Origin of the sequence: Sphaerisporangium viridialbum (assembly GCF_049674955.1) — a bacterium.
Lineage (GTDB): Bacteria > Actinomycetota > Actinomycetes > Streptosporangiales > Streptosporangiaceae > Sphaerisporangium > Sphaerisporangium viridialbum.
In genome coordinates this window covers 3,249,418-3,269,663 of record NZ_CP187232.1, presented here as the reverse complement: position 1 = coordinate 3,269,663, position 20,246 = coordinate 3,249,418, and the positions used below count along the sequence as shown (strand labels likewise).

The 20,246-nt window shown below is 68.1% G+C and carries 22 protein-coding genes; 20 read left to right on the top strand and 2 right to left on the bottom strand.

What is annotated here, in order from left to right; all coding sequences use genetic code 11:
- The first annotated feature begins 163 nt into the window (after positions 1-163).
- From ACOZ38_RS14410 to ACOZ38_RS14390, 5 genes are all read left to right on the top strand, one after another.
- The gene (locus tag ACOZ38_RS14410; RefSeq protein WP_424531083.1) at positions 164-1,402 is read left to right on the top strand and encodes a sensor histidine kinase; all 1,239 of its coding nucleotides are present in this window, start codon (positions 164-166) and stop codon (positions 1,400-1,402) included.
- The gene (locus ACOZ38_RS14405; RefSeq protein ID WP_405147096.1) at positions 1,393-2,034 is read left to right on the top strand and encodes a response regulator; all 642 of its coding nucleotides are present in this window, start codon (positions 1,393-1,395) and stop codon (positions 2,032-2,034) included. The genes ACOZ38_RS14410 and ACOZ38_RS14405 overlap by 10 nt, the downstream gene beginning before the upstream one ends.
- Before the next feature lie 16 nt (positions 2,035-2,050).
- Positions 2,051-2,557 carry a hypothetical protein gene (locus ACOZ38_RS14400; protein ID WP_424531081.1) on the top strand — a complete coding sequence of 169 codons (507 nt, stop codon included), beginning with the start codon at positions 2,051-2,053 and terminating at the stop codon, positions 2,555-2,557.
- Between the two features lie 74 nt (positions 2,558-2,631).
- On the top strand, positions 2,632-3,111 hold the full coding sequence (locus ACOZ38_RS14395; RefSeq protein ID WP_424531079.1) for a MarR family winged helix-turn-helix transcriptional regulator: 480 nt from the start codon (positions 2,632-2,634) through the stop codon (positions 3,109-3,111).
- Positions 3,108-3,263, top strand: coding sequence for an ATP-binding cassette domain-containing protein (locus ACOZ38_RS14390; RefSeq protein ID WP_424531078.1), 156 nt, complete (start codon positions 3,108-3,110; stop codon positions 3,261-3,263). Before ACOZ38_RS14395 ends, ACOZ38_RS14390 begins: the two co-directional genes overlap by 4 nt.
- A 239-nt stretch (positions 3,264-3,502) precedes the next feature.
- Here the strand turns inward: ACOZ38_RS14390 and ACOZ38_RS14385 are convergent, their stop codons facing one another.
- Positions 3,503-4,057: a hypothetical protein gene (locus ACOZ38_RS14385; protein WP_424531076.1), complete on the bottom strand. Its 555-nt coding sequence runs from the start codon at positions 4,055-4,057 to the stop codon at positions 3,503-3,505.
- 370 nt (positions 4,058-4,427) lie between these two features.
- Between ACOZ38_RS14385 and ACOZ38_RS14380 the strand changes: the two genes are divergently transcribed.
- The 10 genes from ACOZ38_RS14380 to ACOZ38_RS14335 all read left to right on the top strand — a co-directional run bounded on the left by ACOZ38_RS14380 (position 4,428) and on the right by ACOZ38_RS14335 (position 14,705).
- Positions 4,428-5,660 carry a helix-turn-helix domain-containing protein gene (locus tag ACOZ38_RS14380; protein WP_424531075.1) on the top strand — a complete coding sequence of 411 codons (1,233 nt, stop codon included), beginning with the start codon at positions 4,428-4,430 and terminating at the stop codon, positions 5,658-5,660.
- A gap of 103 nt (positions 5,661-5,763) precedes the next feature.
- Complete coding sequence (locus ACOZ38_RS14375) at positions 5,764-6,588, top strand: SAM-dependent methyltransferase (protein ID WP_424531073.1); 825 nt, start codon at positions 5,764-5,766, stop codon at positions 6,586-6,588.
- Positions 6,589-6,943: 355 nt separating this feature from the next.
- Positions 6,944-7,237 carry a hypothetical protein gene (locus ACOZ38_RS14370; RefSeq protein ID WP_424531072.1) on the top strand — a complete coding sequence of 98 codons (294 nt, stop codon included), beginning with the start codon at positions 6,944-6,946 and terminating at the stop codon, positions 7,235-7,237.
- 179 nt (positions 7,238-7,416) lie between these two features.
- Entirely contained in the window at positions 7,417-7,563 is a 147-nt protein-coding gene (locus ACOZ38_RS14365; RefSeq protein ID WP_424531070.1) for a hypothetical protein, read from the top strand.
- Entirely contained in the window at positions 7,560-8,693 is a 1,134-nt protein-coding gene (locus ACOZ38_RS14360) for a methyltransferase domain-containing protein (RefSeq protein WP_424531068.1), read from the top strand. The genes ACOZ38_RS14365 and ACOZ38_RS14360 overlap by 4 nt, the downstream gene beginning before the upstream one ends.
- A 1,968-nt stretch (positions 8,694-10,661) precedes the next feature.
- Positions 10,662-11,093, top strand: coding sequence for a plasmid replication, integration and excision activator (locus ACOZ38_RS14355; RefSeq protein WP_424531067.1), 432 nt, complete (start codon positions 10,662-10,664; stop codon positions 11,091-11,093).
- 247 nt (positions 11,094-11,340) lie between these two features.
- Positions 11,341-12,684 carry an FtsK/SpoIIIE domain-containing protein gene (locus tag ACOZ38_RS14350; protein ID WP_424531066.1) on the top strand — a complete coding sequence of 448 codons (1,344 nt, stop codon included), beginning with the start codon at positions 11,341-11,343 and terminating at the stop codon, positions 12,682-12,684.
- On the top strand, positions 12,684-12,893 hold the full coding sequence (locus ACOZ38_RS14345; protein ID WP_424531064.1) for a hypothetical protein: 210 nt from the start codon (positions 12,684-12,686) through the stop codon (positions 12,891-12,893). Before ACOZ38_RS14350 ends, ACOZ38_RS14345 begins: the two co-directional genes overlap by 1 nt.
- Positions 12,880-13,041 (top strand): hypothetical protein, encoded by a 162-nt coding sequence (locus ACOZ38_RS14340; RefSeq protein ID WP_424531062.1) that lies wholly within the window; start codon positions 12,880-12,882, stop codon positions 13,039-13,041. The genes ACOZ38_RS14345 and ACOZ38_RS14340 overlap by 14 nt, the downstream gene beginning before the upstream one ends.
- Positions 13,038-14,705, top strand: coding sequence for a replication initiator (locus ACOZ38_RS14335; RefSeq protein ID WP_424531061.1), 1,668 nt, complete (start codon positions 13,038-13,040; stop codon positions 14,703-14,705). Before ACOZ38_RS14340 ends, ACOZ38_RS14335 begins: the two co-directional genes overlap by 4 nt.
- Before the next feature lie 447 nt (positions 14,706-15,152).
- Here ACOZ38_RS14335 and ACOZ38_RS14330 read toward each other — a convergent pair whose 3' ends face one another.
- A complete protein-coding gene (locus tag ACOZ38_RS14330) occupies positions 15,153-16,718 on the bottom strand; it encodes a recombinase family protein (RefSeq protein WP_424531059.1) in 1,566 nt (521 codons plus the stop codon).
- Positions 16,719-16,777: 59 nt separating this feature from the next.
- On the opposite strand from ACOZ38_RS14330, the gene ACOZ38_RS14325 reads away from it, so the two are divergent.
- The 5 genes from ACOZ38_RS14325 (at position 16,778) to ACOZ38_RS14305 (ending at position 20,215) form a co-directional block, all read left to right on the top strand.
- A complete protein-coding gene (locus ACOZ38_RS14325) occupies positions 16,778-17,461 on the top strand; it encodes an ATP-binding cassette domain-containing protein (RefSeq protein WP_424531057.1) in 684 nt (227 codons plus the stop codon).
- Positions 17,418-18,008, top strand: a complete 591-nt coding sequence (locus ACOZ38_RS14320) for an ABC transporter permease (RefSeq protein ID WP_424531056.1) — start codon at positions 17,418-17,420, stop codon at positions 18,006-18,008. Before ACOZ38_RS14325 ends, ACOZ38_RS14320 begins: the two co-directional genes overlap by 44 nt.
- Positions 18,008-18,256, top strand: a complete 249-nt coding sequence (locus tag ACOZ38_RS14315) for an ABC transporter permease (RefSeq protein WP_424531055.1) — start codon at positions 18,008-18,010, stop codon at positions 18,254-18,256. Before ACOZ38_RS14320 ends, ACOZ38_RS14315 begins: the two co-directional genes overlap by 1 nt.
- An 82-nt stretch (positions 18,257-18,338) precedes the next feature.
- Positions 18,339-19,580, top strand: coding sequence for a sensor histidine kinase (locus ACOZ38_RS14310; RefSeq protein ID WP_424531053.1), 1,242 nt, complete (start codon positions 18,339-18,341; stop codon positions 19,578-19,580).
- The gene (locus ACOZ38_RS14305; protein WP_424531051.1) at positions 19,568-20,215 is read left to right on the top strand and encodes a response regulator; all 648 of its coding nucleotides are present in this window, start codon (positions 19,568-19,570) and stop codon (positions 20,213-20,215) included. The genes ACOZ38_RS14310 and ACOZ38_RS14305 overlap by 13 nt, the downstream gene beginning before the upstream one ends.
- Positions 20,216-20,246 lie beyond the last annotated feature (31 nt).

Sequence of the window (20,246 nt, the reverse complement as noted above, 5' to 3'; positions counted from 1 at the left end):
GGCGGGGTTGCCCCGCCTTGCCGATCGCATGCCGTCACATAGCTATCACATTACGTAACCGGGATGATGGCCATTCGGGGAGATGTAGGTGGGGTTTTCCCCACCGCCTTTCGGGATGCCTCGGCCATGTCACCCATACCGCCACGGTCTCTACGGTGGGGGCATGACTCACGCCGAGGTGGCCACCCCCTGGGACAAGATGCGCGCCCACTGGTCGGCACCGGCCTGGCTCCGCACGTTCCATGTGGTGACGGGCGTCCCGATCGCCCTGGCCGCCCTGTTCGCGGTGGCGGGGCTGGCCCTGGTGTCCGTGCTGTTCGCCTGGACCCTCGTGGCGCCGCTGGTCGCCCTGCCGCTGCTCTTCTGGTCGGCGCGGATGTTCACCAGGCTCCAGCGCGCCCGCTTCGCCGCCTTCCTCGGCGTGGACATCCCCGCGGTCCCGCGCCGCCCCGGCACGGGCAACCCCGCGGTCCGGCTGTTCCGCGACGCGCGGACGAGGAGCACCTGGCGGCAGCTCGGCTACCACATGCTGGCGCCGCTGATCAGCGGCGCCGGGTTCGTCGCGGTGGTGATGGTCTGGTCGGCCTGCCTGGTCGCGGCGGCCCTCGCCGTGCAGGTCTGGAGCGTGGGCGGCGGTTGGCGGAGCGCGCCCCTCGCCCTGCTCGCCCTGGCCCTGTGCGTCGCCGCCCCGTGGCTGGCGCGGGCGATCACCGCGCTGGACGTGATCGCCGCCGAGGCGCTCCTCGGTCCGAGCCTGAGCGAGCAGCTCGCGCTGCGGGTCGAGACCCTGAGGGAGAGCCGCGCGGAGGTGATCGACGCCGCGGACGCCGAGCGGCGGCGCATCGAGCGCGACCTGCACGACGGCGCCCAGCAGCGGCTGGTGTCGCTGGCGATGAACCTCGGCATGGCCCGTGCCGCCTTCACCGACCTGCCGGGGCCCGCCAGGGAGACGATCTCCCGGGCGCACGAGGAGGCCAAGCAGGCCCTGAAGGAGCTGCGCGACCTCGTACGCGGGCTGCATCCGGCCGTGCTCAGCGACGAGGGGCTGGACGCGGCGCTGTCGGGCCTCGCGGCGCGGGCCCCCCTCCCCGTACGGCTGCGGGTGGAGGTGCCGGAACGCGCCTCCCCCACGATCGAGGCCGTCGCGTTCTTCGTGATCTCCGAGGCGCTGGCCAACGTGGCCAAGCACGCGCGGGCGTCCGCCGCCGAGGTCACGGCGCGCCGCGAGGGAGACCTGCTGCTTCTGGAGGTCACCGACGACGGGCGGGGCGGCGCGGAGCCGGACGCCGGCACCGGGCTTCGGGGCCTGTCCCAGCGGGTGGGCTCGGTCGACGGCAGGCTGAGCATCGACAGCCCGCCCGGCGGGCCGACGACGATCAGTGTGGAGCTGCCATGCGCGTAGTGCTCGCCGAGGACTCCGTCCTTCTCAGGGAGGGGCTCGTGTGGATGCTGGGCTCGGCCGGCATGGAGGTGGTGGCGGCCGTGGCCGACGCCGAGTCGCTGCTGCGCGCCGTCGACGAGCACCTGCCCGACCTCGTCGTCACCGACGTCCGCATGCCGCCGGGCCACTCCGACGAGGGCCTGCGGGCCGCGCTCGTCCTGCGCCGCCAGCGGCCGGGCCTCCCGATCGTCGTCCTGTCGCAGTACGTCGAGGAGCGTTACGCGACCCAGCTGCTGTCCACCGAGACCAGCGGCATCGGCTACCTGCTGAAGGACCGGGTGGCCGACGTGGCGGAGTTCGTCGGCGCGCTGCGCCGGGTCGCGGGGGGCGGCACCGCGCTGGACCCCGAGGTGGTCGCCCAGCTGCTGCTCCGCCGGCACAGCGATCCGCTCGACCGGCTCACCCGCAGGGAGCACGAGGTGCTGGCGCTGATCGCCGAGGGCCGGTCGAACACCGGCATCGCCGAGGCGCTGGTGGTCTCCGAGGGCGCGGTCGGCAAGCACATCAACAACATCTTCGCCAAGCTCGAACTGTCCGGCGCGGACAAGGACCACCGCCGGGTGCTCGCCGTCCTGCGCTTCCTGAAGATCTGAGAGAGGCACCGTGCCGATGCGAAGCACCATCCGGACCGCCTGGATCGCCGGGGGCGGGGCGCTCACCGCGCTCACCGTGATCGGCATGGCCCTGTGGGCGTGGACCGGCATCCGGCTGCCCCACGACTACGACTTCGCCTTCCCTGGGTCGTACGACTCCTCCGACCTCGGCCGCCTGACGACCGAGACCTCCACCGTGACGTACGCGATCACCACGCCACTGGTCATCGTGGACGCCACCGGGAAGGTCGGCGTCCGCTTCGTACCGGGCGCCGCGGGCCGGCTCTCGGTGCGGCGTGAGCTGACCTGGCGGGACGGCGACCGGCGGTTCTCCGAGGCGTGGGAGAGCGGCAGGACGCTGCGCGTCAGCCTCACGTGCGCGGGCGGCTCCGGCTGCCGCGGCGACTACACCCTGGGCGTGCCTCCCGGCGTCGAGGTGCTCCTCACCACGCCCACGGGCACCGTGCGGTGCTCCCCGGCATCGCCAGGGGCCCCCTGCCCGCCTCCTCGTCTCACCTTCTGACCGCAATCATCCTGGATTACCGCGTTGACCAGGGGTTTTAGGAGATACCTCTGAGTGAGAGGTATCCTGCGGAAGTGTCACACGCACAAGGCGATTCGACGGATGAACCAGGCACGTTCGAGGTGCTCGCGGAGGAGCTGCTGGCCGCCGTGGTGGCGTTGCGCCGGGCGTCTCGCCGGGCGGCGGGGCGGGGGCCGGTGTTCGCCTCCCTCACCGGCGCCCAGGCCGACCTCGTACGCCTGCTGTACCGCAGGCCGGGCATCGGCGTCGCCGCCGCGGCCGCCGAGCTGGGCATGGCGGCGAACTCCGTGAGCACCCTGGTGGGCCAGCTCACCGCGGCGGGACTGGTGCGGCGCACCCGGTCGGACGGCGACCGGCGGGCGGCCAGCCTGGAGCTGACCGACGCCTCCCGCCGGCGCATGAGCGAGTGGCGCGACCGCCGCGCCGCGGCGGTCGCGGACGTGCTGGCCCGGATGGACGCCGCCGAGCGCGATCGGCTGGCCGGCGCCGTGGAGCCCCTGCGGCGGCTGGCGGAGCGATTGGAGCAGGAATGACCACTGCCATACCGGCGGTCGAGTGCGAAGAGCTGACCTACCGCTTCGGTGACCACCGGGCGGTCGACGGCGTCTCGCTGAGCGTCGTCCCTGGAGAGATCTTCGGGCTGCTCGGGCCCAACGGAGCAGGCAAGACGGCTACGGGATTGTGACGCAATTGAGACGGTGAGAGATTCCTCTGACCTGCGGGTTCGCCTGGTTTTCACCTACACCAACCCGCCTGCCTGGCCGTTCCGTACGCCGTCATCCCGCCCGGAGGGGTGCGGGGTAGGGGCTGGGGCGCAAGATGCAGCGCCCTGCCGGACGAACGATCTTGCGCCCCGGGTCCTGCCCTGCTCGGCTTGTCCTGGGATGACGGCGGGAGGAGCGGACGGGCTTCCAGAGCAACCCGCTACGGTCGTTCGGCAACGCGGGCGGCTCCGGGGCTGGAGTCCCCCGCCGGAGGCGTCTTGCTTTGCTCGGTCTGCTCGGTGTCCAGGCCGGTGGTCTGGGGCGCGTTCGGGGCGGCTGTGGGGGCTGGGGAGTTTACGGGTTCCCTCGGCGTGAGCATGCCGAGAAGAACGAGACCGATCAAGGACACCAGGACCCCGGATGCCCATGCGCCGCTGCTGATGTTCACGCTCAGCTCACCGGGGTAGTGCTTCCCGATCTCGTCGGCCTGGTTCTTCATCAGGGAGATTGCCAGTACGTACCCGCCTGTGGAGATGGCGGCCAGAATGATCGAGATTTTGTGGGGGAAGACGGCGACTGTGACCAGGAGTATGCACGTCGTCAGCAATGCGGCGATGCATAAGCCCCCGTGTTGGCTCAGTTCCTCGGTGAAGTTGCTGTCCGGTAGATCCCACAGGGTGTAGCGGGTTTTGATGTTGGCTGTCTTGGTGATGTCGTCGGCGAGTCCTTCTGCCCATGGGGCCAGGCTGATGATCAGAAGGATGAGGGCGCTCATGCTGGTCCACGTAGCGACTTGAACCCTACGGATGATCTCGCGTGTGTCCGCTGAGAGAGTCAACGTCGGCCCCTTGGTTGGTGTGATCGTGGGTGGTCACGATGACATGCGGGGCTTCCCGGCCTCAATGGGCTTGGGTCTGATGCCGTGACGGGAGCGCTGGGCCGGCGGAATGCCGTAGGCACCCGTAGGGCGACCGCGAGGGAGTTCGGCCGGCGCAGCGCGACCTTCTTGCAAGCTGCGCGCCAGTACGGGGACCCTGGTCGGCGTGTGCGCTCGTACGCGGCCTTGCGTCAGCCCTGCTGGGCCGCATAAGGCGGCGTACTCTAGAGGCACCGCTGACACGCGTCTCTGCCTCTAGGAGGTAGCTGTGCCTGAGTCTGTTCCTTCGGACTTTTCCCCCGGCGAGCGTATCCGCTACTTCCGTGAAAAACGCGGCATGAGTCGTCCCGTTCTCGCTGGGCTGGTCGGCCGGGGGCCTTCTTGGCTTAAGAAGATCGAACGCGGCGAACGGGAGACCCCTAGCTATGAGCTGCTGTCTCGGCTAGCGAGCGCACTCAACCTGAATGATCCGTCTCTGCTCACAGGTCATGCGACTTCCCTCCCCCTGGGGGCGGGCTCGCGGCTCATGCTGGCATGTGTTCCGGACGTTCGGGATGCGGTGCGAGGTCCCCTGTTCGGGCAAGCCGAGAGGGATCAATCGTCTGTAGACGTGTTGTCAGGGCGGGTCTCGGAGGCATGGAAACTCTGGCACACCTCCCGATTCCAACGCTCTGAGGTGGGGCGCCTGCTGCCGGGCCTCCTCGCTGAAGGGCAGACGCTTACGAGATCCCTGGAAGGTGCCGAGCGGCGGCGTGCTTCTGCCGTGCTTGCGAGCGTTTACCAGCTAGCACAGCAGGCGCTGGCCTATGCCTGTGAGGCGGAGCTTTACTGGGTGATCGCTGACCGTGCACGATCCGCAGCGCAGGACGCTGACGACCCCGTATCTCTGGGGGGTGCTGCATGGTCATACGCGAACGGACTCCGCGAGACCGGATATTCGACGGAAGCGATCCAAACTGTGACTGAGGCCGCTGAAGCTCTGCGACCTCAGTTGGACAGCGGTTCCGATGATCTGAGGGGCATGTACGGGGCACTCAACCTTCATGCGGCTGTCACCTTCGCTAGAGAGGGCCGTGACGGTGATGCCTGGCGTCACTGGGATGAGGCGAACACGGTAGCCCGGCGGCTGCCGGGGGGTTATGCGCAAGCATGGACCGTGTTCGGTCAGGGCAATACGGACTTTCACGCCGTTTCCATCGGCGTGGATCTGCGCACTCCTGGCGCTGCACTCCAGAAGGCAGAGAGCATCGATCTTCAAACGGTTCCTTCTGTCGAACGTCGCGCAAGGGTTCTAGTGGAGATGGCGAAGGCCCATAACCAACGCAACGACAAAGCGGGGGCGGTCCACTACATGAACCGGGCCCAAGAGTCCTCGCCCGAGACAGTGAGGTATACCCCTTCAGCCCGTGGGCTCGTGGGTGAACTGTTCGCTACCGCAAAGGGTCCGCTGAAAGCCGATGCGGTTGCGCTGGCTGAGGCTGTGGGAGTGGCCACAGAGTAGACCCACAATGGGGCCCTCGCACTAGGGTCCCATTGTGGGCCCCTCGTCGTGGGGCCCCACTGCGGGGCCTGCAAGCGTGTCCAGCCGCTTTACTGTCTCTTGCATGAGCGATTCATCAGGAGGCGGTGCAGGTAGAAGCCCTGTGCCGCTTCGTTCTGCGGTCGATACGGGTACGCCGCGTGTGGCGCGGATCTATAACTGTCTGCTGGGTGATGACGGGGATAGCTTCGCGTCGGAACGGGAGGCGGCTGCCCGTATCTTGGCGATGAACCCTCGGGTCCGGCACATGGTTTTGGCTAACCGCCAGTTCCTTGGGCGGGCGGTCCGGCATGCGGTCGCTACCAGGGGGATTCATCAGCTTCTGGACATCGGGAGTGGTTACCCGACTCAGCACAACGTCCACGAAGTGGCCCATTCGATCGCGCCGGATGCGTGTACGGTCTACGTCGATAATGACGAGGTTGTCGCGAGTCATGGCCGCGCTTTGCTGGCCGATGATCGGCGCAGCTTCTTTGTGGAGTGTGACCTGCGTCAGCCTGGTGAAATCATCTGGGCGGCTCAGACGGTACTCGATTTCACAAAGCCCGTTGCTGTGCTCTTGGTGGCGATTCTGCATTTCCTGCCCGATGGGGAGGACCCGCACGGGATCGTCAAGGATCTGGTGGGGGCGCTGGCTCCTGGGTCGCTGCTTGTGGTGTCGCATGTCCTGGACGACGCTCAGACTCAGCGGGGGGCGCGGGTCTATGACAGGGCGAGTGCCCCTGTCGTGCCTCGCTCTCCTGACCGGATCGGGGCCTTCTTCGACGGCTTGGACCTGGAGGTGCCGGGGCTGGTCACGCTGCCGATGTGGCAGCCCGACGATGACACCTGGTACCAGGACGAAGCCGATTCCATGCCCGTGCTGTGCGCGGTGGGGCGCAAGCCATGAGCGGCCGGGTGGGCCATTCCCCGGTGGGGGTGGCGGCGCGGCGGTTGTGTCGCAGCCTGGAAGATCACGGCGTGTTGGCGGCGGCTGTTCATGAAGGTGATGACGTGGCCTTGGTCATGGTCTCCACCGGTCTGGCGGTCTGGTGCTATCGGGGCCCTGACATGCGTCTTCGCTACAAGTGGTGGACGGGGCGTTACTCGCGGGTGCGTCCGGGGCGGTGGGTCTACTCCGAATGCCCGGCACAGGAGCCGGTCACGGCTGCGCGGAGAGTTGTCGAACGGCTTCGGCAACTTCCCCCGGCACAGGTAGTCGTCGTGCCTGTCGGGGCGGGTTCGCCGATCAGCGGGCCGGGCTGATGATCTATCCCCGTTACGATCCGGCCGATCTGCCAGACGAGCAGCGTCACGCGAACCTGAACACGGTGAGGCGTGCTCGTCTGGCGGTGGCCTTGCTGGTCGAGAGTGATCGTCAACGGCGGCAGGCTGAAGGCCTGATCCACTGTTGGGGGCTTGACCGGGAAGCCCTGGACAAAGCCGCTGCCTCCTTGGCCATTCCTCCGATGTCAGATGAGGAGTGGCAGGCGATTGAGGAGACGCGCCCTAAGGCACCTGATCCTGAATCGGTGACGCAAGAACCTGCGGGCGACTAGTCAGCCGTCCGCTTCAAGGGGACGAATAACCGGAAGATGGCTGTTGTCCCGGTCGTTTGGTTTGATTTTCATCGATGGATCGACGCAAACACATCTGACTAATCCGACCGGGTGTCTCGAAGGTTCGAATCCTTCCGTTCCCACGTTCCTGTAAGAGCTGACTCAAAGGGAGGTAAGGCATGGGTAAGGACGACAAGGGTGGCGGCAAGCATGAGGGCGGCGGAAAATCGGACAAGCCGTATAAGCCGGGGGACAAGACGGCTCCGGGTAACAAGAACGACGGGGAGCTGACGGGCGGCGGAAAGCGTGGGGGCGGTAAGAAGTGAGGGAGAACGGGCAATCGATTGATTCTCGGATCGACGGCCTCGTCAACGAGCTGACCGCCAGGGGCGCAATGGGCGAGGGGTGGCGGGAAGCCATGCACGCCGCGCCTCGGCATCTGTTTCTGCCGTATGTGGCGTGGGCCATGCCATACGGGCAACCGGCGCATGTGATCGACCGGCATTCGGACGCGGCGGGCTGGCTGGGCGCGGCCTACGCTGATCATCCCGTGGTCACTCAGGTTGACGACGGCCGGACCGATATCCGGGAAGCGGAGACGGGTAACTGTTTCTCCTCCTCCTTGTCGGCTCCTGGGGCGGTCATGAGCTTCCTGGACCTGCTTTCCCCCTACTCGGGGGACAAAGTCCTAGAGGTGGGGACCGGAACGGGGTGGACGGCGGCGCTATTGTCGCATCGGGTCGGGGAAACCAACGTGACCTCGATCGAGATCGACGAAACCGTTTCGGCGATAGCGGCGGAAAATCTCAAGCTGGCTGGTCATAGTCCCCGGCTGATGGTGGGCGATGGCCTGGCGGGGTATCCGGAGGGTGCGCCTTACGATCGGGTGCACGTCACCTGCGGCGTGTATGAGATCCCGTATTCCTGGGTCGAGCAAACACGCCCCGGAGGGCTGATCGTACTTCCGTGGAGCCCACCGTTTGAGTCCGGGCACAACCTGGCTCTTACGGTCACCAACAAGGGCACCGCTGTTGGAAGATTCTCGGGCGGCTCCTCCTACATGATGGCTCGCAGTCAGCGACACCCGGACAAGCCGCCATTAGTGCAGGGAAGACGCAGCGAGACGGCGGCTGATTCTCGCCGAATTCTCCGTGCGGGGTATGGCGCTGACGTGACCATAGCGGCGCTCATGCCTGGGGTCTGGTCGGAGTACGAATACGACCAAAGCTCGATGACCCTCCGACTCTGGGACCCGAACTCTCTCGCGCTGATCGAAGGGAGCGACGTCCACCAGTACGGGGAGCGGAGTCTCTGGGATGAGCTGGAAGATGCCTTCTTCGCGTGGGTCGAGTGGGGCTCTCCAGATCGTGACCGGTTCGGGATGACGGTCACCCCGGAGGGGCAATTCGTCTGGCACGACACTCCGGACAACCCTGTCGCCGGGCATACCCGGTAACCGGCTAAGAGAGGCGAGGGTCATGGGCAAGGAGGAAAAGAAGCCAGCGGGTAAGCCGAAGGAAGAGAAGCTTCCGGTGCGGACGCCACAGAAGCCACCTAAGCCATCAGGGAAATAGTGCTGGGGCGGCGGCGCGGTCGCTCCGAATCCCGCGCCGCCGCTCCATCTGTCGCGGGGGACTCGTACCGGCGAAAGCCGATCAATCTGGAGAGGAGGAAAATGACGGTGTTAAAGCTCTTTCCCGCATTCGCTGTTGGTGTGATGTGCAGTACGGTCTTTGTGGTCGCAACCGGTGTTCTGATCCCGCTGTTTACTGACCTTACCTCGCTCGACTGGGCCACTAGCGGCAGCGGCGGGGTAAGTCTGCTACTCGGCTGGGCGGTGCGGCTTGGATACGTGGCGAACCCCAATTGCCGGACGTGCCATGGGAGGGGGTTTTACTTCGACGCAGACAATAATTGGGTGCTATGCCCTGACATCTCGCACAAAGACTAGATGTAGGTCGGCTCTGCGCTGATCTATCGAGTCGGTAAGGCATCTTGTGGGGGCCCTCGGCCGGGTTGGTTCCGGTCGGGGGCCTTCTGCGTGGGTGAATGGGTGCCGGGCACTCCCGGTTCGTCTGGCAGAGACGAACTTGGGCGGGGATTGTTTCGGCAGTGGACGGGTTGATGTGCTGGTGATTGGCACGGGAGCGGTGGGGCCGGCGGAATGCGTAGCACCCCGGAGGGGCGACTGCGAGGGAGTTCGGCCGGCGCCACCGCGGCTGTCTTTCGCGGCCGGGTTGGGGGCGGGTCTTTTGGTGGTGCGGACCTTTTGCGTATCGTCGTGCGTTGTCCGCTGTAGGTCGGGGCGTTGGTCAGGGGGCTTCTTGGATTTCGGGACTCAGCCGTATCAACTCGTGGCGCTGATGGTGGTCATGGCGGTGGTGTCCGTGGGGGCCCTTCTCGTGCGCGGGGAGGGCCGGGGGCGGGGTAATCGGCCACGGGGGATGTACCGGGAAGAGGAGGACCGGGGGGAGGTTCGGCACTGCCGTGTGGGGGTGCTGTTGGAGGACGGGTCCTCGGAAGGCGCGCCGTTGGAGATGGATGGGACGTGGCACGCCCTGTCGGTCTGGGCGGAAAAGCAGTCACTACGGCCTGAGGTGCAATACGCCTGGGTAAGTTCTCCTCGGGCGGATGGCCGGGTCAACGTCTGGTTATGGCATCGGGGCTACGCCAACCGCAAGGAGGTCCGGGACGCGTGAACGAACGCTGGGTGCTCATTCTGGCTGTTTGCGGGGTGCTCGGCGTCGCCCTTCTGGCGGCGTTCATTGTGCGTCTTCGGGCGGAGCGTACGGGTTCCCCGGTGGTCATGCGTTCTCGGGGCGGGGGGGCTGTGCTGGTTATGCCGGATGCCCCGGTGCGTCGGTGGCGGGTGCTGGTGCGGGGTGAGGATGGGACGGAGACCTCACAGGACCGTCAGGAGAATCAGTATCGGGTGTCGCTGGTGGCTAGGCGTGAGTCGTCGCGGCCGGGGGTGCGGGCGGTGCGGGTGCGGGGGCCTGTTGGGCCTGCGGGTGAGGTGACCGTGTGGACGTGGGTGCGCGGTGAGATCGCGGCACGGCGGAAGGTCAGCGTGTGGGACCTGCCTGATTCGTATTGGGATCCGACTCCTGCGGAGCTGCGGGAACTGGGGTTGAAGAGGTATGACGGTGGTTAGGGGCGGCGGCCGGTGCTTCGGCCGGGACCGGCCGCCAGGCCGCATGCCCGGCCGAAGGGCACAAGGCCGCGCGGCGGCGCGTAGCGTCGCCGCCTTGACCCTTATACGAATAATTCGGCAATGCATCCGCCGTGTTTTACGGACACCCTTTACTGAGAGTTTCGGACTTCCCCTGGTGAATGCGGGATTTGAGGGGTTTACGGGGAACTTTATGCGGTTCTTATCCGTTGTGCCGGGTGATAGTCATTCGGACGGTAGGAGGGGTCGCAGTTGGCTTTACAGGGTGGTATCCCTGTAGCGCACGATGATGCATTCCCGTACGGCGCTTATGTCGTCGGGGAGGTCTCGCAGGTCACGGACTTCGAGGCGAGCACGAAGGACAGGCCGGTGGCTGCCCGCGACAAGGCGACGGGTGAGCTGATGTGGGCGGTGCCCGTGATGGACGGGGATCCGAGTCTCAAGGCCGCCGCTAAGTCGGTGTCGGTCAAGATCCTTTCGCCGGTTGAGCCGGTGATTCCCGCGCCGCCTGCCGAGATGGCGGGGCTCCCGTTCGTGCCCGTGCAGTTCGATGGGCTGACGGTGACGCCGTACGTGAACCAGCAGACGAACCGGCTGGCGTACTCGTTCAAGGCTCGCGGGATGCGGGCGGTTCCGGCTGCGGGTGCGGCTGGTAAGGGCGGTCCGGTTAAGGATGCCCGCTGATGGATTCTGCTTTAGGTAGGTCCTGTTTCGCGTGCGCGTGGCGTGCGCTTTCTCTGGGGTGTGGCGACCCGATGTGATGTGTGAGTGGGGGCCGCTGGTGTATTCCAGCGGTCCCCTCCGCGTCCGCTAAATCGCCTTTCAGTCATCGGAGAGGGTGACTCTTTTCGTGCTGCGCAAATTGCCTGGCGCTGAAGTGCAATCGGTGGTTAGTACGACGCCGGATACGGCCGTTGTGTGGCGTCCCACGGTGGTGGGGACGCCCGCGATTGTCGTGATCGTGGTGTGGGTGTGGCGGCTGCTCGTCGGCCTGGTCAAGACGGTGGTACGGCATCCGTTCGCCTGTGGTGTGGTCGCGGCCCTGGGCGGGGTGTGCTGGGTGTTCGGGTGGCAGGCCGGGGCGGCGGTGGGTGTGGTGGCCTGCTGCGGGCTGTCGGCGTGGGCTGCCATCGATCCTGCGGGGTTCATGGCGTGGGTGGGGTGGCGGGCGGTGTCGTGGGGCCGGTGGATGTGGGTCTACCGGCGGCGGTGGCGCTCGGTGGTCACGGTGGCGGGGCTGGCCGCGAACGTCGGCGGGCGCGGTTATGCGCCTGAGCTGGTCAAGGTGAGCTGTGACCGGGCGTCGGATCGGCTGCGGGTCAAGCTGCTTGATGGGCAGACCGATGCGGAGTGGGCCGACAGGTCGCCCAACTTGGCGCATGCGTTCGGGGCGGGGTCGTGCCGGGTGGCGGTGGAGCGGCCGGGATGGCTGGTGCTGACGTTCCCTCGGCGGGATGAGCTGGCGGCGGTGGTGCGGGCGCGGCCGATGCCTGCGGTGCCGTCTGTGGGGCCGGTGGACATCGGGGTCTGTGAGGACGGGTCGCCGTATCGGCTGAAGGTGCATGGGACGCATGTGCTGATCGCTGGGGCGACGGGGGCCGGTAAGGGCTCGTGGTTGTGGTCGGCGGTGCGGGGGCTGGTCCCGGCGTCGCGGGCTGGGTTGGTGGAGCTGTGGGCGCTGGACCCCAAGCACATGGAGCTGTCTTACGGGCTGGCGCTGTTCGATCAGTACGCGGCGGCGGCGGAGGACTGCGCGGGCCTGCTGGAACACGCGGTCAAGGTGATGCAAGACCGGGCGGCGAGGTACGCGGGGGTGCGGCGGAGCCATGTGCCGACCGTGGATGACCCGTTCGTTCTCGTGATCGTGGATGAGGTGGCGTTCCTGACTGCCTACCAACCCGATAAGGGGTTGAGGCTGCGCATCTCGGCGGCGTTGGCCACGCTCACGACGCAGGGCCGCGCGGTCGGGGTCGGGGTGATGGCGGCACTCCAGGACCCGCGCAAGGAGGTCATGAGCATTCGCAACCTGTTCCCGGACCGGGTGGCGCTGCGCCTGGATGAGCCGTCACAGGTGGACATGGTGCTCGGGGACGGGGCGCGGGACCGGGGAGCGCTGGCCGACCTGATCCCGCGTGACCCTGATGACCCTTCGGTGGGTGCGGGCGTGGCGTATGTGCGCCTGGAGAACGCCCCGGAACCGATCAGAGTCCGGGCGGGCTACGTCTCGGACGCCGACATTCGACAGATGGTCATCCTCAAGACGCAGGGAGTGTAGTGAGTCTCGCGGTGGTGGTGCTGTACGGGCTGGTCTGCGGCGCGTGTGAGGTCGAAGACGAGCTGTGGCATGACCTCGTTCAGGGCGTGGTGGAGTGCCACGCCTGCGGGGACCGGACGGCGGTTGGTGCCGATGATCCCGAGCGGCCGGAGTCGTTCGGCTGGGATCTGTACGACGCGGGCGGGTGGGGGCCGTATGACCTTGCCTGAGCTGCTGTCGGGTCTGCGGTGCGCGGTCTGCAAGGCGCGCGGGCACCTCTGGGCCGATCACGTGCGGGGCATCGTGGAGTGCCGTTCGTGCGGGCAGTCGGCGTTGCTGTCGGACGCCGAGATCAACGACGACAAGGGGACTGTGTGACCGACGCGCTGACGCGGGCGGAGCTGGCCAAGCTGATGCAGGCGCGGGACGTCGCCGAACTGGTCGCCACCGAAAACGGGGTGTGTGTCCGGACGCTGGCGATGCGGGTGACCGACACGGTTACCGGTCGTGTGGAGACGGTGGAGATGCCGTGTGGGGCGACGCTGGAATCGAAGTGTGTGCCGTGTGCTCGGCGTAACCGTCAGGTGCGGATGGCGCAGTGCCGGGAGGGGTGGCATCTGGAGTCTGAGCCGGTGGCGGAGGCTGATCCGGATTCGGTGACCGATGATCAGCGGTGGTTGGTCGGGTGGCGGGCGGAGGTTCAGGCCAAGCGGGATGCGGCGCTTGCGGCGGGTGATCCGGATGCGGCGGTGTGGGACGCCGCGATCGTAGAGATCGATGCGGAGATCAACGCGGCGGGGATGCGGGGCAACGTGCTGGATGGTGCGGCTCCTGGTGAGCGGCGGGCGCGTTCGACTCGTCGGCGGCAGGATGCGCCTGATCTGCCTCGCCGTCAGATGGCGGATACGACGCTGGGGCGGGTGTTCACCTCGCGGGATGGCAAGCGGTTCCGCCCAAGCATGTTCATCACGCTCACGCTGCCGTCCTATGGGCGGGTGCGGGACGGCGCGCCGGTTGATCCGGGTTCGTACGACTATGGGCGGGCGGCGCGGGATGCGTTGCATTTCGCCAAGCTGGTGGATCGGTTCGTGCAGAACCTTCGCCGGGTGGCGGGGTTCGACGTGCAGTATTTCGCCACGGTGGAGCCGCAGATGCGGTTGGCTCCTCACCTGCACATGGCGGTGCGGGGCACCATGAGCCGCGCGGACATCAAGGCCGTGGTGGCGGCTACCTACCATCAGGTGTGGTGGCCGCAGGCCGATGAGGTGGTGTTCGAGGGTGATCGGCTGCCGGTGTGGGTGGAGCGGCCTGGGCGTGAGGGTGGCCAGCCGTACGCCGATGGGCAGTCCGGTGACTACGTAGATCCCGCGTCGGGGGAAGTCTTGCCGACGTGGGATGACGCGCTAGACGAACTCGGGGAGGCGGAGAACGCCGAACCGTTGCACGTGGTGCGGTTCGGCACGCAGGTGGACGTGCAAGGGGTGCTCGCGGGGTCCAAGGATGCCGATCAGTGCATCCGGTACCTGAGCAAGTACCTGACCAAGAGCCTGGGCGGGTCCATCGATCCGGAGGACACGCGGCGGCGGGCGCACGCCTCCCGGTTGGTGGACGCGCTGAGATACGAGCCGTGTTCGTCCCGCTGCCCGAATTGGTTGCGGTTTGGGGTGCAGCCGGAGGGGGCTAAGGCGGGGATGGTGCCGGGCCGGTGCCGGGGCAAGGCGCACAGGCCGGAACACCTCGGGTATGGCGGGCGGCGGGTGCTGGTGTCCCGCAAGTGGTCCAACCGCACGATGCGGGAGCACAAGCAGGACAGGCGGGCGTGGGTGCTGGCGGTGCTGGGTCTGGCGGATGAGGCGGCGACGCGGGAGCCGGGCCGGTACCTGTGGGCGCGTATCCCGGACGGGGATCAAAGCCTGGAGTCGCGGGCGGCGCGGACCTTGCATCTGGTGGCCGAACGGCAGGTGTGGCGGCGGCACCTGCAACAGATGCAGGCGGCGGCGGAGGGCGGTCCGGGTGCGGCGGTGAGCGGGCCGGTTGGATGACCGGTAGGTCACCCCGGAGGGGCAGCGAAGCGAGTCCAGCCGGCGCGCGGGGCCTGCGGTGCGGTGGGTGGGTGTCCGGTGAGGGTCGCCCCTTGGGGGGCGTGCGCCGTAGGCGCTCCACTCTGCCTTGGGTGGGTGGGCGGGCTGCGGAGAGAGGGAGGTACAGGCGGCGGCGACGGCGGATCGCGGCAACGGGGAACGGGTAGGACAGGCGGACGGATCGCGGCACGGTACCGGGGACAGGCAGCACCCCCGGCAGGATGTTGATCAAGGGCAGGACGGCGAAACCGCGCGGCTGCGTGCGGCTGCTCGGGCTCTGGTGGCTGACTGGCCGGAACTGGGCGCGCGGGAGCGTAACCGGCTAGGGCTGCTGCTGTCGGGTCGGGCTGTGTGAGCCAGCGATGTGACTACCCCCGCCGAGAGGGATACGGCGGGGGTAGTCCGGTGTCAGGCGGCGCGTGGCTTGACGGGCTCGATGATCACTCGGTCGGCGATGAGGGGCGCGACCTTGCGCCGTCCCCGGCCTATCGGCAAGGCCGTCACGGTGGCCAACATGGAGATGATCTCTCGCTTACGGCCTCGGGTGAGACCCTCCCAGGTGGCGGCGGGGTCATCGCTGGTGATGAACGGGGCAAGCGGGCTCTCTCCGGCGGCGGCCTTCAACGTCTCGTTGATCCCGTCTATCAGGCGGTCGGCCTCCTCGCAGGTCTCCTCGAAGGTCTCCTCATCGATGGCATCGCGGGCGAACATCTTGGCGGCGGTCTTCTTGCGGGCCTCGATCGCGATCACTTGGGCACGCAGGGCGGGGGCGTCCACCGTGGCACGCTGGGGCAACAGCTCGGCCAGATCGGGCCGTGACAGCCGTTCGATCATGACGGTCTCTATCCAGCGGTCGGCTTCCTCTGCGGGCGTGCTGCAATGTCCGGCCTTGCGGCACTCGTAAATGGCGAGCCCTTGGGAGTTCTTCCGCACGCTCATGGTCGTGCCGTCACGGCAGATGCCACATTGCATGATCAGACTGGCGAGCCACCTGGGGGTGTTACCTCGCGCGGTGCGCCGCTTCGGGTCGGCGAACAGTGCGATCAAGGCTTGGCGCTCGTCCTCGGTGATGATCGCTGGCAACGCGTTCTTACGGATGATCTCGCCCCGGTAGACCTGGTGTCCGGCCGTGCGCGGGTGGGTGAGAATCTGAACAAGCGTTCTACTGTTCCACCCCCGGGACTCAACGGCCTTGCCCTGTCGGTGCAACCTGCGCCCGTCCTTCTGGCTGACGGTCAACACTCCACGCTCGGCCAGCGACAGAAGTATCTGATTCATCGCCACCCCCGAAAGCAGGTCCTTAGCCCACGACTTGATCTCTTCGGCCTCCTCGGCGTTATGCAACTGCATGTTGAGTACCGGACGGTCCTCATACCGGCGCTCCATCGTCGGGGCCTTGGGATTGACGCACACCGATCGGACACGCCCGGTGTCCACACCCCAGCCGTAGGGGCGGACTCCTCCTCCGTAGTCGCCGTTACGGGCCTGGCGCTTGCGGGCGACGGCTACCCGCTCGCCTTTGAGGTCGGATTCCTGCTCGGCGTTGACGGTGTCACGGATGAAGTCGGCGCGACCGGCGGCCGTGCGGAAGTTGTACTCTCCGCCTCGGGCACGCGAGTACACGCGCACGTCGTAGGTAAGCGCGTGCCGGACGAAAGCGTGCGCCTGGTCCACTCGGCGATGTAACCGGGTGGCATCCCAAATGATCAGCTTGCCTACCTGGCCCTTGGACATGTCGACCAACAGGCGCTCATAGTCGGGCCGGTAGGCGTCCTCGTCACGGGCGCTGACGTCGTTGTCGCTGTAGGTCCGGGTGATCTCGCCCAACTCCTGATCGTCGGCGAAATCCTGGTTCTCAAGATGCTGAGAGCTGGTCCCATGCTCGGTGCCGTCGCGGTCCTGGGACTTACGGGCGTAGTCGGCCAGTTCGCGCGGGCCGTCAACGCGCTGCACTCGAATCTTAGAGATCTGCACGGGGGCCTCCGGGGGTCGATGTCCGATCTACCTCTATTTTGTCCCCTAATTAGGTAGTCGTGAAGACCACCACGATCAGGGTCATCACCACCCTGCTCCCGATGCAGGGCGGGCGGGCCTTCGTCTTCGGCGCGGACGTGGACCGGCGCAGGATGGACGTGCGCCGGCTGATGGGGTACGTCCCCCAGCAGCTGTCGGCGAACGGCGCGCTCACCGGCAGGGAGAACGTCTCCCTGTTCGCCCGGCTGTTCGACGTGCCGAGGCGCGAGCGCCGCGAGCGGGTGGCGGAGTCACTGCGCGCCATGGGCCTGGAAGACGACGCCGACCGCATCGCCTCCGCGTACTCGGGCGGCATGGTCCGCCGCCTGGAGCTGGCCCAGGCGCTGGTCAACCGGCCGAGGCTGCTCATACTCGACGAGCCCACCATCGGTCTCGACCCCATCGCCCGGTCGGGCGTCTGGGACCGCGTCAACGAGCTGCGCGAGACCACGGGCATGACCGTGCTGGTCACCACGCACTCGATGGACGAGGCCGACGCCATGTGCGACCGGGTGGCGCTCATGCACCTCGGCACGCTGCGCGCGGTCGGCACACCCGGCGAGCTGAAGGCCGCGCTCGGCGGGGACGCCACCCTTGAGGACGTGTTCCGGCACCACGCGGCCGACGCCCTGGACAACTCACTTCCTCAGGGAGGATTCAGTGAAGTACGTACCACTCGCCGTACCGCAGGGCGCCTCGGCTGAGGCCGGGCTCTTCCCGGTCCGGCGGCCACCGGCCTGGCGGCAGTACCCCAGCCGGGTGGCGGCGCTGTGCCTGGTCGAGCTGCAGAAGATGCGGCGCGACCGCACCGAGTTGCTGACCCGCGCGATCCAGCCCGCGCTCTGGCTGCTCATCTTCGGCGAGACCTTCAGCAGGATCCGCGCCATCCCCACCGGCAGCGTCCCCTACCTGGACTTCCTCGCGCCCGGCATCCTGGCCCAGTCGGCGCTGTTCATCGCCATCTTCTACGGCATCCAGATCATCTGGGAGCGCGACGCGGGGGTGCTGACCAAGCTGCTGGTCACCCCCACTCCCCGGTCCGCGCTGGTCACGGGCAAGGCGTTCGCGGCGGGCGTGCGCGCGCTCACCCAGGCCGTCGTGGTGCTGCTGCTCGCCGCGCTGCTGGGCGTCGCGATGACCGGCAACCCCCTGAAGCTGGCCGGCGTGGCCGTCGTGCTGCTCCTGTCCGCCGCCTTCTTCTCCTGCCTGTCCATGACCATCGCCGGGCTCGTGCTCACCGGGACCGGCTGATGGGCATCGGCCAGGCCATCACCATGCCGCTGTTCTTCGGGTCCAACGCGCTGTACCCGGTGGCGCTGATGCCGGCCTGGCTCCAGGTGATCAGCCACGCCAACCCGCTCAGCTACGAGGTGGACGCCCTGCGCGGGCTGCTCATCGGCACCCCCGCGCACCTGCCCCTCGACTTCACCGTGCTGGTGGTGTCCGTGGTGCTCGGCGTCACCGCCGCCTCCGGCCTGCTGAGCCGCCTCGCCCGCTGAGGCTCCTGCCCGCCGCTCGCCGGCCGAAAGGTGCAGCTTGCTGTAGTGTGCGCCACCCGGTCGATCCACCAGACTTCACTGCATGCGTGAACAATGGGGACAAGTTCGGCGCGGCAGCGGGTACCTCCTGGCGGGCCTGCCGTCGGCGATGGCGACGATGTTGGTGTTACCGCTTCTGGCGGTCGGGGCGATGTCCACGGGGCTGGGCGGGCTCGGGCTGGTGGTCTTCCCCCGCATGATGATCGGCATGAGGCGCTGGTCCGAGTGGCACCGGCGCCGCGCCGCCGCGCTGCTGGGCGTCCCTGTCACCGCGCGGCGCGCGACCTTGCCCAAGGGGGTACGGGCGCAGTGGCGGCAGGTGCTGGACGATCCCGAGAGCAGGCGCGACGCCCGCTGGGTCCTGCGGCACGTCGTGACCGGCATCCCGGCGGGGCTGGCCGCGCTGGCCTGCGTGGGCGCTGCGGTGTTCACGGCGGTGGCGGCTCCGCTGTGGTGGCTGTTCCCCGCCGGGGAGCCGCTGCGGCTGCTGCTGGCCGTCCCGGTGACCGGGTGGGAGAGCGCGCTCACCGCGGGGGCCGCGCAGGTCGCCGTCGCCGGCGCGGTGACGTGGTGGGCGGTGCCGAGACTGGCGCGCTTCCACGCGCGCGGCTGCCTGGCCGCGCTGGAGCCCTCGGCCGAGGACCGGCTGGCGGAACGGGTCGGCGCGCTCACCGAGAGCCGGTCAGGCGTGCTCGACGCCCACGGCGCGGAGCTGCGCCGCATCGAGCGTGACCTGCACGACGGCACGCAGGCCAGGCTGGTCGCCATCGCGATGCGGCTCGGCGTGGCAAGGGAGGCGCTTCCCGAGGAGTCGGGAGCGCTGGCCAGGCTGCTCCAGGAGGCCCATGAGGGCACAGAGGAGGCCATGACGGAGCTCCGCGGCGTGATCCGCACGATGTACCCCCCGATTCTCGCCGACCGGGGCCTGGAGGGCGCCGTGGCATCGGTGGCCGCGCGGGCGGGCGTACCCACCGAGGTGGAGCTCGGCGAGCTCGGCAGGCTGCCCGCGGCGGTCGAGGCCGCCGCGTACTTCATCGTGGCGGAGACGCTCACCAACGCCGCCAAGCACAGCGGCGCGACGCGCGTGCTGGTGCGGTTGACACGGCATGACGGCGCCCTGCTGATCGAGGTCACCGATGACGGCATCGGCGGGGTGGACGAGAGCCTCGGCACCGGCATCATCGGCATCCGGCGCCGGGCGGCCGCGCTCGACGGCACCGTGCTCGTAGACGGCCCGGCCGGCGGGCCGACGACCATCACCGTGGAGCTGCCGTGCGCGTCGTGATCGCCGAGGACAACGTCCTGCTCTCCGCCGGGCTCGAACTCCTCCTCGGTACCAAGGGCATCGAGGTGGCCGCCGTCGTCACCGACGGACCCGGGCTGATGGAAGCCGTGGAACGCCATCGGCCGGACGCCGTGCTCGCCGACGTGCGGCTGCCCCCGTCCTTCCGCGACGAGGGCATCAGGGCCGCCCTCGCGCTCCGGCGGGCGCATCCCGGCCTGCCCGTGCTGGTCCTGTCGCAGTACGTCGAGAAGGTGTACGCGCGCGAGCTGCTCTCCGACGGCTCCGGCGGCGTCGGCTACCTGCTCAAGGACCGGGTGAGCCGGGTCGGCGAGTTCGTGGACGGCCTGCGCCGGGTCGCCGGGGGCGGCACCGTCATGGACCCCGAGGTGATCGCCCAGCTCATGGCCGGCAGCGGCGAGAACGCCGTCGACTCGCTCACCAACCGCGAGCGCGAGGTGCTGACGCTGATGGCGCACGGCCTCGGCAACGGGGAGATCGGCAAGCGGCTGTTCGTCACCGACAACGCGGTGCACAAGCACATCGGCAACATCTTCGCCAAGCTCGGCCTGCCGGTCACCGACGGAGGTCACCGCCGGGTCCTCGCCGTGCTGACCTACCTCAACAGCCGGCAGTGACCGCCTGCGGCCGCGGGTGACCGGCCGGCTC

What these genes read in the sequence shown, in the direction of transcription:
- ACOZ38_RS14365 (WP_424531070.1), top strand. Translation starts at nt 7,417, where the DNA reads ATGGGTAAGGACGACAAGGGTGGCGGCAAGCATGAGGGCGGCGGAAAA.
- ACOZ38_RS14375 (WP_424531073.1), top strand. Translation starts at nt 5,764, where the DNA reads ATGAGCGATTCATCAGGAGGCGGTGCAGGTAGAAGCCCTGTGCCGCTT.
- ACOZ38_RS14310 (WP_424531053.1), top strand. Translation starts at nt 18,339, where the DNA reads ATGCGTGAACAATGGGGACAAGTTCGGCGCGGCAGCGGGTACCTCCTG.
- ACOZ38_RS14400 (WP_424531081.1), top strand. Translation starts at nt 2,051, where the DNA reads ATGCGAAGCACCATCCGGACCGCCTGGATCGCCGGGGGCGGGGCGCTC.
- ACOZ38_RS14370 (WP_424531072.1), top strand. Translation starts at nt 6,944, where the DNA reads ATGATCTATCCCCGTTACGATCCGGCCGATCTGCCAGACGAGCAGCGT.
- ACOZ38_RS14410 (WP_424531083.1), top strand. Translation starts at nt 164, where the DNA reads ATGACTCACGCCGAGGTGGCCACCCCCTGGGACAAGATGCGCGCCCAC.
- ACOZ38_RS14390 (WP_424531078.1), top strand. Translation starts at nt 3,108, where the DNA reads ATGACCACTGCCATACCGGCGGTCGAGTGCGAAGAGCTGACCTACCGC.
- ACOZ38_RS14315 (WP_424531055.1), top strand. Translation starts at nt 18,008, where the DNA reads ATGGGCATCGGCCAGGCCATCACCATGCCGCTGTTCTTCGGGTCCAAC.
- ACOZ38_RS14385 (WP_424531076.1), bottom strand. Translation starts at nt 4,057, where the DNA reads ATGAGCGCCCTCATCCTTCTGATCATCAGCCTGGCCCCATGGGCAGAA.
- ACOZ38_RS14340 (WP_424531062.1), top strand. Translation starts at nt 12,880, where the DNA reads ATGACCTTGCCTGAGCTGCTGTCGGGTCTGCGGTGCGCGGTCTGCAAG.
- ACOZ38_RS14405 (WP_405147096.1), top strand. Translation starts at nt 1,393, where the DNA reads ATGCGCGTAGTGCTCGCCGAGGACTCCGTCCTTCTCAGGGAGGGGCTC.